This is a genomic window from Pseudomonas sp. Leaf129 (genome assembly GCF_001423465.1).
Classification (GTDB): Bacteria; Pseudomonadota; Gammaproteobacteria; order Pseudomonadales; family Pseudomonadaceae; genus Aquipseudomonas; species Aquipseudomonas coleopterorum.
Window position 1 is genome coordinate 1 of record NZ_LMOC01000011.1, and the last position, 13068, is coordinate 13068.

A 13068-nucleotide genomic window follows, 5' to 3' on the forward strand; every position below is an offset into this window, starting at 1 on the left:
CGCCGATGGTAGTGTGGGGTTTCCCCATGTGAGAGTAGGTCATCGTCAAGATTCAATTCCGAAACCCCTATCTGCGCAAGCAGGTAGGGGTTTTGTCTTCGTACGGCTTTTTCTCTAGCGCTTCCCTGTAAGACCTCTCCTACTTATCAAGTCGACATTCAGTTGTCTCTTACACGTTGAGCAGAACCGGCTGGCTCAACTGACAAAGCTACATCTGATATGGTTGATCCTTGATTCACGCTTACCTCAAGGACTTCGCACATGTCGGCCATGTCGCCTCTTACCCCCGGTTTCATGGTTGTACATGGCAATCGCCTGGACGAACTGCGCAGTCTTGTCGTGAGCTGGATGCGCCTGTACCCGCTGCGTCCACTGGAAAACGAAATCATCCTGGTGCAGAGCAATGGCATCGCTCAATGGCTCAAGCTTGCGCTCGCCGCGGACGAAAGCACGGATGAGGAAGGAGGGGTAGGAATCTCGGCGGCGGTGGATGTGCAGTTGCCTGGTAGTTTCATGTGGCAGCTGTATCGAAGCGTATTAGGGCACGACCAGATTCCTTCTTCCTCGCTGCTCGACAAGGCACCGCTTACCTGGCGTTTGATGCGTCTGTTGCCGCAACTGATCGACCGGCCTCATTTCGAACCTCTCCAGCGCTTCCTGCTCGACGATAACGACCTGCGCAAGCGCTACCAGTTGTCAGAGCGCCTGGCAGACTTGTTCGATCAGTACCAGGTCTATCGCGCGGATTGGCTTCAGGACTGGGCGGTAGGCAAGCATCAACTGCGCAATGGGCGAGGTTTGAGCAAGCCCTTGCCAGCAGGCAACTACTGGCAAGCGGAGTTGTGGAGGGCGTTGCTGGAGGATGTAGGGTCCGAAGGCATGGCACAAAGCCGGGCGGGGGTGCATCAACGCTTCATGGAGGCTGCTGCGGCGCTGGATGAAGCGCCTTCGACATTGCCATCGCGTGTGATCGTGTTCGGTATCTCTTCGTTACCAGCCCAAGGCCTGGAAGCCTTGGCGGCGCTGGGTCGCTTCAGTCAGGTGCTGTTGTGTGTGCACAATCCCTGTCGGCACCATTGGGCCGATATCGTGGCGGACAAGGACCTGCTGCGTCATCAATACAAGCGACAGGCTCGCAAGCAGGGCATGCCGATCGTATTGGATTCAGACAACCTGCATCAGCACGCCCATCCCCTGCTCGCCGCCTGGGGCAAGCAAGGGCGTGACTACATCAATCTGCTCGACAGCTATGACGACCCCGCCAGCTATCAGGCTGCATTTGGCGACGGTCGTATCGACCTTTTCAGCGAAGGCGAGCCGCGACACCTGTTGGGTCAGTTGCAGGACGACATCCTCGAGCTGCGCCCCCTGGCTGAAACACAGTCGATCTGGCCCAGCGTCAATATCAAGACCGACAAGAGCATTCGCTTCCACGTTGCCCACAGTGCGCAGCGCGAGGTGGAGATTCTGCACGATCAGCTGTTGGCACGCTTCAGTGCCGATGCCGCGCTGCGTCCACGTGACGTGATCGTCATGGTGCCCGACATCGACAGCTACGCCCCCCATATTCGGGCAGTGTTTGGCCAACTGGACCGGGATGACCGGAGATTCATCCCCTTCACGCTCACCGATCAAGGGCAACGCGGGCGTGACCCTTTGCTCATAGCGGTCGAGCACCTGCTGAAGTTGCCGGACAGTCGCTTCCCCGTGAGCGAGATTCTTGATCTGCTCGACGTGCCTGCCCTGCGCAGTCGATTTGCGATTCTGGAGCGGGACCTGCCGACGCTGCGTCGCTGGATCGAAGGGGCGGGTATTCGCTGGGGTCTCGATGCACGCCAACGCACGCAGATGGGACTGCCGATCGAACTGGAGCAGAACACCTGGCGCTTTGGGCTGCGACGAATGTTGCTTGGTTATGCCGTGGGAACCGGAATAGGGTGCAGTGACATTGAGCCCTACGACGAAATCGGTGGCCTGGATGCAACGCTTATCGGGCCGCTTGCAGCGCTTTTGGATGCGCTGGAAGTGGCCTGTCAGCAACTTGATCGTTCGGCCACCCCTGCTCAGTGGGGTATCAGACTGCATCAGTTGCTGCAGCTGTTCTTTACTGCCGAGACTGAGCATGACGAATACCTGCTCAATCAATTGGAGGAACTGCGTGAAGAGTGGCTGGAAACCTGCGAAGCGGTGGGGCTGGTCGAGCAATTGCCGTTGACGGTGGTGCGTGAAGCCTGGCTCGCGGGGCTGGATCAGGGGCGCTTGAGCCAGCGCTTTCTGGCAGGCTCCGTCAACTTCTGTACCTTGATGCCGATGCGCGCCATTCCATTCAAGATCGTCTGCCTGTTGGGTATGAACGATGGCGACTATCCGCGGGCGCAGCCGCCGCTGGATTTCGACTTGATGGGCAGCGATTACCGCCCAGGCGACCGTTCCCGTCGCGAGGATGACCGCTACCTGCTGCTGGAAGCGCTGCTCTCGGCGCGTGAGCAACTCTACATGAGCTGGGTGGGGCGCAGCATCAGGGACAACAGCGAACGTCCACCGTCGGTGCTGATCGGGCAGTTGCGCGATCACCTAGCCAGTGGCTGGCGGCTGTCAGGCGACGAGGCACTGGACAGTTCCGCTAGCGGACAGAAGCTCTTGCACGCGCTCACGCTGGAGCATCCGCTTCAGCCTTTCAGTGCTCGGTACTTTCATCAGGGAAATCCTGCGCTCTTCAGTTTTGCCAGCGAGTGGCAGCACTTGCACGCAGGGGTGGCGGTGGCAGATACACAGGCAACGCTGCCTGCTCATCGTCAGGAGGAGCCATTGAGCGTGGCTCAACTGCAGGATTTTCTGCGCAATCCTGTCAGGCACTTTTTCAGCCAGCGGCTCAAGGTCTTCTTCGAGTCGGCCGAGAAGCCGGTGTCCGATATCGAGCCCTTCGTGCTCGATGCGCTGGAGCGTTACACCCTCAGTGACAGCCTGCTCAGTGCGGGCATGGCCAGTGCCGGTGAAATCACCGACGCGCTGGAGAACCACGCTCGCAAGTTGCAGGGCAGCGGTCTTTTGCCAATGGCAGAGTTCGGTACGCGACTGCGGGAAGAATTGATCGAACCATTGCCCGATCTGCTCGAGCGCTATCGCCAGTTGCTCGTGCTCTGGCCTTCCCGGCTGGACAGCGCTTTACCGATCACTTTCCAAGCACAGGGCATCGTGCTGGAGGGGTGGCTGGCGGGCGTGTACCAGCGCGAGGATGGCAACTGCCTCAGCGTTTCGACGATCGCCAATGCCATCGGCGGCGTGCGCTCGCGCAAATGGCATCGTCTGATACGTCCCTGGGTCTTGCATCTCGCCTCGTGCGCCGTGGGGCTGCCCCTGACAACGGCGGTAGTGGCCAGCGACGATACCTTGTTGCTCGATCCATTGCCTCTGGACCAGGCTCAAACGGCGCTGAGCGATCTCTTGCTGGCCTGGCAGACGGGCATGACCCATCCTCTGCCGGTAGCGGTGAAGACAGCCGTGGCCTGGCTTTCGCAGACTGATGAGGAGAAAGCCTTGGCGGCAGCACGAAAAGCCTATGAGGGGGATGGGGTGACCAGCAATGGCGAGCGCCGGGAGGCGGTGGCGTTGATGCGTCAGTTCGCTGATTTCGATGCACTGGTCGACAGTGAAGAATTCGAGGGTTGGGCTCAGACGCTCTACCAACCCATGCTGGAAGCGCCCTGGCGCTCCGTCGATGATCAGGAGGCCCGATCATGACGTCTCTTGAACGTCCATTGGCGTTGGCCTTCCCCCTGCGTGGCAGTCAGTTGATCGAAGCCAGCGCGGGCACCGGCAAGACATTCACCATTTCCGCACTCTATCTGCGTTTGATCCTGGGCCACGGTGCGGACATCAACGGATTCGGTCGCGAACTGCTGCCTCCGCAGATCTTGGTCGTGACCTTCACCGATGCGGCGACCAAGGAGCTGCGCGAGCGGATCCGCATACGGCTGGCCGAAGCAGCTCGTTTTTTTCGAGACGAGATCGCGGCACCGGATGCATTGATCGCGCAGTTGCGCGACGAATTCGACACCACCCAGTGGGCGGCCAGCGCAGCCCGACTGGATATTGCTGCGCAATGGATGGACGAGGCGGCTGTTTCCACCATTCATAGCTGGTGCCAGCGCATGCTGCGCGAGCATGCATTCGACAGCGGCAGTTTGTTCACCCAGAGCCTGGAGACCGATCACAGCGACCTGCTGGGCGAAGTCGTGCGCGATTATTGGCGGCGCTATTACTACCCGATGCAAGACGCTGCTCTGGATTGGGTAAGAGCTCATCTGGGCGGGCCCGCAGCGTTGCTCACCAGGGTACGTGGGCTGTTTGCCCATGCGCACGAGGGCGCTTCGGGCGATGAACCTGGCGAGCTGATCGAGCATGCTCTGGCCGAGCGCGAGCAAGCCTTGATCGAGCTCAAGAAACCCTGGCCGCAGTGGGCCATCGAGTTGCGTGAAATCTGCCTGCAGGCCGTGGCGGCGAAGGCGGTCGACGGTCGCAAGATGCAGGCCCGCTATTTCGAACCCTGGTTCGAGAAGATCACGGCCTGGGCGACCGACCCGGATCAGCACGAGCTGGATATCGGCACCGGCTTTACCCGCCTGACCCCCGAAGGCATGGCCGAAGCCTGGAAGGGAGAGGCCCCTGATCATCCTGGATTGCAGGCGATGGTCATGCTGCCCGCAGCGCTGGCGGCGCTGCCGACACCTGAAAGCGCGGTGCTCAGGCATGCTGCCCAGTGGATCGGCGAACGCTTCGAGGAAGAGAAGCGCAGGCGTGCGGAAATGGGCTTCGACGATATGCTGGTCCGGCTCGACCGTGCGCTTCAGGGCGCCGGTGGTGAGCAGTTGGCCCAGTTGATTCGCGAACAGTTCCCGGTGGCCCTGATCGATGAGTTTCAGGACACCGATCCGGTTCAGTACCGCATTTTCGAGCGTATCTATCACATCGAGGAGAACGAACAGGAGACCGGTCTATTTCTGATCGGCGATCCGAAGCAGGCGATCTACGCCTTTCGCGGTGCCGATATACACACCTACCTGCAGGCACGTCGTGCGACCGAGGGCCGGCTGCATACATTGGGTACAAATTTCCGGTCAACCCAGGCCATGGTCGGGGCGGTCAACCATGTGTTCATGCAGGCCGAGCAGCGTGTGCAGGGACGAGGTGCGTTCCTCTTCAGGCAGGGTGGAGACAATCCGGTGCCGTTCATCGATGTGCAGGCCCAAGGGCGCAAGGAATCGTTGGTCGTCGAGGGCCAGGCGATACCGGCGCTGACCCTCTGGCAATTGCCCAGTGATCAGCCGGTTTCGGGTGTTGTCTATCGCAAGGCCCTGGCGGCTGCCTGCGCGGCCGAAATCGTGCGCCTGTTGAACGCTGGCCAAGCCGGGCAAGGTGGCTTTCAAGTGGAGGGGCGCAAAGCCAGAGGTATCTTGCCGGCCGACATCGCCATTTTGGTACGCGATGGCAAGGAAGCTCAGGCTGTGCGCGCCGAGTTGACCGAGCGCGGGGTACGCAGCGTGTACCTGTCGGACAAGGACTCGGTGTTCGCTGCACAGGAGGCCCACGATCTGCTGGCCTGGCTGAAGGCGTGCGCCGAGCCCGATTCGGAGCGGCAATTGCGCGCTGCCTTGGCGAGCATGACGCTGAACCGTTCGCTGCATGAACTGGAGCAGTTGAATCTCAGCGAGCTGGAATGGGAAGCGCGAGTCATGCAGTTCCGCAGCTATCGAACCATCTGGCGCAGCCAGGGTGTGCTGCCGATGCTGCGCAGGTTGCTGCACGACTTCGACCTGCCGTTGGCGTTGATCGGTCGCGACGATGGCGAACGTATCCTGACCAACCTGCTGCACCTGTGCGAACTGTTGCAGCAGGCATCCAGCGAACTGGATGGTGAGCAAGCGTTGATCCGTCATCTGAGCGAACAGCTGGCGCTGTCCGGCAGCGCGGCCGAGGAGCACATCCTGCGCCTGGAAAGCGACGAGCAGTTGGTGAAGGTGGTGACCATTCACAAGTCCAAGGGGCTGGAGTACGCGCTGGTTTTCCTGCCCTTCATCTGCAGCTGCAAGCCGGTCGATGGCAAGCGGTTGCCGTTGATCTATCACGATGCGTCACACCGGGCGCAACTGACGCTGAGCCCTACGCCTGAACAGGTGGCGCTGGCCGACGACGAGCGTCTGGCCGAGGATCTGCGTCTGCTCTACGTGGCCTTGACCCGGGCTCAACACAGCTGTTGGCTCGGCATCGCGGACCTCAAGCGCGGCACGACCAAGGAGTCGGTGTTTCATCGCTCGGCCATTGGTTACCTGTTGGGCGGCGGGCAGCCTCTGGTCGATGCGAGCCAGCTTGCGAGCTGGTTGCAGGCTGCGAGTGCGGGATGCCCGGACATCGTGAGCCTGCCGGTACCGGAAGCGGACGAGACCCGCTACATACCGTTGCGCAGCGATGCCGCGCTGCTCAAGTTGCGTCTACCCAAGCGCAGTGCGCGGGAAAACTGGTGGATAGCCTCCTACAGTGCGTTGCGCATCAGCGACACCTTGAGCGCGGATGACGATCAGGCGCCCGACAGCGCGCTTGAGCAGAAGCTCATGGACGATGAGCGCCTGGACGTCCAGGTACCGCGCGAAGTGCCGGCCACCAGCGGCGATATTCATCGTTTCCCCCGTGGTCCGGGTCCAGGGACCTTTCTGCACGGTTTGCTGGAGTGGGCGGGACACGAAGGGTTTGCCAGTGTTGCGGCGGCTCCAGAACGTTTGGCCGACAACGTCGCCCGCCGTTGCAGTCGGCGCGGCTGGACCGGCTGGATCCCGACCCTCGACGAATGGCTGCGACGTTTCATCGACGAGCCATTGCGCCTCGGATCCGAGCGCGCGCCGGTACGCATGGCTGAGCTCGATCAATACCAGATCGAAATGGAGTTCTGGTTTGCCAGCCACAAGGTCGACGTGACCCGCCTCGATGCTCTGGTGCGCCAGTACACTCACCCAGGCGTGCTTCGGCTGCCAGCCGAAGGGGCGATGCTCAATGGCATGTTCAAGGGCTTCATCGACCTGTGCTTCGAGCATCAGGGCCAGTATTACGTTGCCGACTACAAATCCAACTGGCTGGGCCCGGATGATGATGCCTATACCCAGGAGGCGATGACCGAATCCATTCTGGCCAACCGCTACGACCTGCAATACGTGCTGTACCTGCTCGCCTTGCACCGACAGTTGAAAGCCCGGCTACCGGAGTACGACTACGACCAGCATGTCGGAGGTGCGGTATTCGTGTTTCTGCGCGGCCTGGGGGCGCCCAGTCAAGGGGTGTACTTCACGCGTCCGCCACGTGAGCTCATCGAGGAGCTCGATGCGTTGTTCAAAGGCGGACGCCGCGATGTCCAGGCCGACCTGTTCGAGGAAAGTACACCATGACCCGCTCGTTTGCCGACCTGTTGCCGACGCCTCTGGACGCACACAGCCTTGCTCGATTGCAGCCCCGCACACATACGGCTGACCTGTTGGCGCTGCTCGAACGCTGGGTGGAGCGCGGCTGGCTGCGCGCGCTGGACAAGGCCTTCGTGGCGTTTCTGGCTGACCTCGATCCGCAGGGAGATCCCCTGGTGTTGCTGGCTGCTGCCTTGGCCAGTCACCAGCTTGGGCATGGACACGTTTGCCTGGACTTGGCAGCAACGCTGCAGGCGCCGGATTTCGCCTTGTCGCTGCCGCCTGAAGGCGACCTGCAGGGAGGCGTGGCCCTGCTGCCATCGCAGTTGCTGGAGGGCCTGAGCGCCGACGCCTGGTTGAGCAGTCTGGCGAATAGCCCATTGGTGGGCAACGGGGACGACACTTCTGGTAGCTCGCCCTTGGTGCTTTCAAGTCAACGTCTGTACCTGCGTCGGTACTGGGCGTACGAGCGGCGCATCGGTGATGCGTTGCGCCAGCGTCTGGAGGCGCACGAGCCGATACCGGACGATCTTGCCCAGCGTTTGACGCAATTGTTCGGCACCGCCGATGGGGCGCGGATCGATTGGCAGAAGCTGGCCTGCGCGCTGGCGGCCCGTGGCGCCTTCAGTATCGTCACCGGCGGCCCGGGGACCGGCAAGACCACCACGGTGGTACGCCTGCTGGCGCTGTTGCAGGGGCCTGCCGTTGCCCAGGACAAACCGCTGCGCATTCGTCTGGCGGCACCGACCGGCAAGGCGGCGGCTCGGCTGACGGAATCGATCAGCCTGCAGGTCCAGAGCCTGGAAGTGGACGCGGCGATCAAGGCACGCATTCCCACTGAGGTAACCACCGTTCACCGGCTGCTGGGAAGCCGTCCAGGTACGCGGCATTTTCGTCACGATGCGGCCAACCCTCTGCCCTTGGACGTGTTGGTGGTCGACGAGGCCTCGATGATCGACCTCGAGATGATGGCTAACCTGCTCGATGCGCTGCCGCCTCATGCGCGGCTGGTGCTGCTGGGCGACAAGGATCAGTTGGCGTCGGTCGAGGCGGGGGCCGTGCTGGGCGATCTATGCAGCCAGGCCGAGGCCGGCTATTACAGCCCGGCGACGCGGGCCTGGCTGGAGCAGGTGAGCGGCGAGGATCTGGCGCACAGTGGTTTGCTCGAAGGTAACGAGCGTGATCACGCCTTGGCACAACAGGTGGTCATGTTGCGGCACTCGCGTCGGTTCGGCGAGGACAGTGGCATCGGCCAGTTGGCCGCCCGGGTCAACCTGCAGGACGCCGAAGGTGCGCGTGCGTTGCTCCAGGAAGGCCGGTACCAGGATGTGCATTGGCTGCCACTCAAGGGTGAGCACGATGCGGCACTGTTGCGTCTGCTGCTGGACGGGCAGGGTCGCAGCAGCGATGGACCTCAAGGCTACCGCCGCTATCTTGAGCAGATCGACAGGGCTCGACCGCCGGCCGAAGCACCACTGGAAGATGAAGCCTGGGCAACCTGGGCCCGTGGGTTGCTGAATGCTTTCGACGAGTTTCAGTTGCTGTGCGCCGTGCGCAAAGGGCCTTGGGGGGTAGAAAGCCTGAACGCACGCGCCACCCAGGCCTTGACGCAGGCGCGCCTGATCGACGGAAGCCAACCCTGGTACGAGGGCCGTCCGGTATTGATGACCCGCAACGACTATGGCCTGGGTTTGATGAACGGTGATATCGGCATCGCCCTTATGCTGCCCGAGGGTGGCGGGCGCGAGCGAAGGGTCTTGCGCGTGGCCTTCCCGCGCAACGACGGGCAGGGCGGCATTCGTTTCGTGCTGCCCAGTCGGTTGAATGACGTGGAGACGGTGTACGCGATGACGGTGCACAAATCTCAGGGTTCCGAATTCGCGCACACGGCGCTGATCCTGCCGGACGCGTTGAATCCGGTATTGACCAAGGAGTTGATCTACACCGGAATCACGCGTGCCAAACACTGGTTCACCCTGGTCGAAAGCCGCAAGGGTGTGTTTGAGGAAGCGGTGCGGCGCAAGGTGAAGAGGCTCAGTGGGTTGATGCTTGGGTGGCAGTCTAACGTCTGAGTGGAACAGGACGCGGCTGGCGCCGCTGCTACAGGGGGGCGGGGGTTCCCATCAATAGCGGTGCGTTGCGTTCGGTCACGTTGCGAATGTAATCCCACAACAGCGTAATCCGTTTCAGCTTGCGCAAGTCCTCGCGGCAGTACATCCAGAACTGCCGGGTGATATCGATTTCCTCGGACAGGACCTCCACCAGGCGTTCGTCCTGGGCGGCCAGGAAGCAGGGCAGGATGACCAGCCCGTGGCCCTGGAGCGCCGCAGTGTACTGGGCGATCACGCTGGTGCTGCGCAGTCCGGCGTTGACGTTGGGCAGCAGTTTGCTCAGGTAGAGCAGCTCTGAGCTGAATGCCAGGTCGTCGACGTAGCTGATGAAGCGGTGGCCGCTGAGTTGGGCGCTGCTGTCGATGGGCGGGTGGCGATCCAGGTAGGCGCGTGTGGCATACAGTTTCAGTCGGTAATCGCAGAGCTTGCAGCAGACGTAGGGCCCGTGTTCGGGGCGTTCGAGCGCGATGACGATATCGGCTTCGCGCTTGGAGAGGCTGATGAAGTGCGGCAGCGGCAGGATGTCGACCGAGATTGCCGGATAGGTGTCGACGAAGTGACTCAGTTGCGGGGTGATGAAGAAGCTGCCGAAGCCTTCGGTGCAACCCATGCGAATGTGTCCGGACAGTGCCACGCCGGAGCCTGAAACCTGTTCGCAGGCCATGTGCAGGGTGCTTTCCATTGATTCGGCCGACGCGAGCAGGCGCTGCCCTTCGGCAGTGAGGACGAAGCCGGTGGTCCGTGATTTTTCGAACAGCAGGGTACCCAGCGCGTTTTCCAGCGAGCCGATGCGTCGGGAAACGGTGGTGTAGTCCACCCCCAGGCGTTTGGCCGCGATGCTGGCCTTGCGGGTGCGGGCCACTTCGAGAAAGAACTTGAGGTCGTCCCAGTTCAGGCTGCTAAGGTCTTTTTGCATGTTGGACCGGCTTTATTGTGAGTTCTTGTTAGATGTTTGCAGCCTCTATACTCCACCGCAGAACCGTCTCGCCACAACAATAAATACGCGGAGGTCATCCATGAACGTGTCCGTTCAACCGAATGCCAGCAAGCTCGACGATGTGAAACTGCTGATCGATGGCCAATGGGTCGCATCGACCACTCAGGAATGGCGCGACGTCGTCAACCCGGCCACCCAGCAAGTGCTGGCGCGTGTGCCCTTCGCCACGACCGATGAAGTCAATGCCGCGGTAGCTGCCGCGCAGCGTGCGTTCAAGACCTGGCGTCTGACGCCGCTGGGTGCGCGGATGCGCATCATGCTCAAGCTGCAGGCCCTGATTCGCGAACACTCCAAGCGGATCGCTCAGACCTTGAGTGCCGAGCAGGGCAAGACCATTGCCGACGCCGAAGGCGATATTTTCCGCGGCCTGGAAGTGGTCGAGCACGCCTGCTCCATCGGCAGCCTGCAGATGGGCGAGTTCGCCGAGAACGTGGCCGGGGGCGTCGATACCTACACCTTGCGTCAGCCCATCGGCGTCTGTGCCGGGATCACCCCGTTCAACTTTCCGGCGATGATTCCGTTGTGGATGTTTCCGATGGCGATCGTCTGCGGCAATACCTTCGTGCTCAAGCCGTCCGAGCAGGATCCGCTGTCCACGGTCCAGCTGGTAGAGCTGGCGCTGGAGGCGGGTGTGCCGCCTGGCGTGCTGAACGTGGTGCATGGCGGCAAGGAAGTGGTGGATGCGCTGTGCACCCACGCCGATATCAAAGCGGTGTCGTTCGTCGGCTCGACTGCGGTCGGCACTCATGTGTATGACCTGGCTGGCCGCCAGGGCAAACGTGTGCAGTCGATGATGGGAGCCAAGAACCATGCCGTGGTATTGCCGGACGCCAACCGCGAGCAGACCCTCAATGCGCTGGTCGGCGCTGCGTTCGGTGCAGCCGGGCAGCGCTGCATGGCGACTTCGGTGGCGGTGCTGGTGGGCAAGTCCCGGGAGTGGATTCCGGACCTGAAGGCGCTGGCGCAGAAACTCAAGGTCAACGCAGGCAGCGAGCCGGGCACCGACGTGGGTCCGGTGATTTCCCGGCGTGCGCTGGAGCGTGTCACGGGTTTGATCGACAGCGGGGTGCAGGAAGGCGCCAAGCTGGAGCTCGATGGACGCGGTGTGCAGGTCCCCGGTTACGAGCAGGGCAACTTCGTGGGGCCGACCTTGTTCAGCGGTGTCACCACGGATATGCAGATCTACACGCAGGAGATTTTCGGGCCGGTGCTGATCACGCTGGAAGTCGACACCCTCGATGACGCCATCGCCTTGGTCAACGCCAACCCGTTCGGCAACGGTGTGGGGCTGTTCACCCAGAGCGGTGCGGCGGCGCGCAAGTTCCAGAGCGAGATCGATGTTGGCCAGGTGGGCATCAATATCCCGATTCCCGTGCCGGTGCCTTCGTTCAGCTTCACCGGATCGCGCGGTTCCAAGCTCGGCGATCTGGGACCCTACGGCAAGCAGGTGGTGCAGTTCTATACCCAGACGAAGACAGTCACGGCGCGCTGGTTCGATGACGACAGCGTGAACGATGGCGTCAACACCACCATCAACTTGAAGTAGGAGCACCGCCATGAACATCGCTTTCATTGGCCTGGGCAACATGGGCGCGCCCATGGCGCGCAACCTGCTCAAGGCCGGCCATACGTTGCACCTGTTCGATCTCAACCAGGCTGTGCTTGCCGAACTGGCGCAGTTGGGTGGCCTTATCAGCGCATCGCCGAAGGATGCCGCCGCGCAGGGCGAGCTGGTGATCACCATGTTGCCGGCAGCCGCCCATGTGCGCAGCGTCTACCTGGGCGAGGAGGGCGTGCTGGCGGGTATTCGTTCCGGTACGCCGGCGGTGGATTGCAGCACCATCGATCCGCAGACCGCGCGCGACATTGCCGCCGCCGCGGCCAAGCAGGGTGTCGACCTGGCCGATGCGCCGGTATCGGGTGGCACTGGCGGCGCCCAGGCGGGCACCCTGACGTTCATGGTCGGCGCCTCGACCGAACTGTTTGGCCAGTTGCAGCCAGTGCTGGCGCAGATGGGGCGCAACATCGTTCACTGTGGTGAGGTGGGCACGGGGCAGATCGCCAAGATCTGCAACAACATGCTGCTGGGAATTTCCATGGTCGGCGTCTCCGAGGCCATGGCCCTGGGCAATGCGCTGGGCATCGATACGCAAGTGCTGGCCGGGATCATCAACAGCTCTACGGGGCGATGCTGGAGTTCGGACACCTACAATCCATGGCCGGGCGTCAGCGAGACAGCGCCGGCTGCTCGTGGGTATAGCGGGGGCTTTGGAGCCGAGCTGATGCTCAAGGATCTGGGCCTGGCGACCGAGGCGGCCAAGCAGGCCCGCCAGCCGGTGATCCTGGGGGCGGTGGCGCAGCAGTTGTATCAGGCGATGAGTTTGCGCGGGGAGGGTGGGCTGGATTTTTCGGCGATCGTCAAGGCGTACCAGCGCCCAATGGAGTGACCAGCGGCCTGTAGGTAGTAGAGGAAAGATGTTTCAGGCAGCGGACGCGGCCCGCGCCGCTGCTACAG

At 62.1% G+C, this 13068-nt stretch carries 6 protein-coding genes; 5 read left to right on the plus strand and 1 reads right to left on the minus strand.

Going from position 1 to position 13068, the window contains the following annotated elements; all coding sequences use genetic code 11:
* Positions 1–261: 261 nt before the first annotated feature.
* From recC to recD, 3 genes are read left to right on the plus strand one after another with little or no spacing between them, the layout of a single operon-like run.
* Positions 262–3741, plus strand: a complete 3480-nt coding sequence (gene recC / locus ASF66_RS20560; RefSeq protein WP_056845169.1) for an exodeoxyribonuclease V subunit gamma — start codon at positions 262–264, stop codon at positions 3739–3741.
* On the plus strand, positions 3738–7433 hold the full coding sequence (recB, locus tag ASF66_RS20565) for an exodeoxyribonuclease V subunit beta (protein WP_056845170.1): 3696 nt from the start codon (positions 3738–3740) through the stop codon (positions 7431–7433). Before recC ends, recB begins: the two co-directional genes overlap by 4 nt.
* Positions 7430–9517 (plus strand): exodeoxyribonuclease V subunit alpha, encoded by a 2088-nt coding sequence (recD, locus tag ASF66_RS20570; protein ID WP_056845171.1) that lies wholly within the window; start codon positions 7430–7432, stop codon positions 9515–9517. The genes recB and recD overlap by 4 nt, the downstream gene beginning before the upstream one ends.
* 28 nt (positions 9518–9545) lie before the next feature.
* On the opposite strand, the gene ASF66_RS20575 is transcribed toward recD, so the two are convergent.
* Positions 9546–10472, minus strand: a complete 927-nt coding sequence (locus tag ASF66_RS20575; protein WP_056845172.1) for a LysR family transcriptional regulator — start codon at positions 10470–10472, stop codon at positions 9546–9548.
* Between the two features lie 100 nt (positions 10473–10572).
* On the opposite strand from ASF66_RS20575, the gene ASF66_RS20580 reads away from it, so the two are divergent.
* Together ASF66_RS20580 and mmsB are read left to right on the plus strand one after the other, a co-directional pair.
* Entirely contained in the window at positions 10573–12099 is a 1527-nt protein-coding gene (locus ASF66_RS20580; RefSeq protein WP_056845173.1) for a CoA-acylating methylmalonate-semialdehyde dehydrogenase, read from the plus strand.
* A gap of 10 nt (positions 12100–12109) precedes the next feature.
* Positions 12110–13000, plus strand: coding sequence for a 3-hydroxyisobutyrate dehydrogenase (mmsB, locus tag ASF66_RS20585; RefSeq protein WP_056845174.1), 891 nt, complete (start codon positions 12110–12112; stop codon positions 12998–13000).
* Positions 13001–13068: the final 68 nt, after the last annotated feature.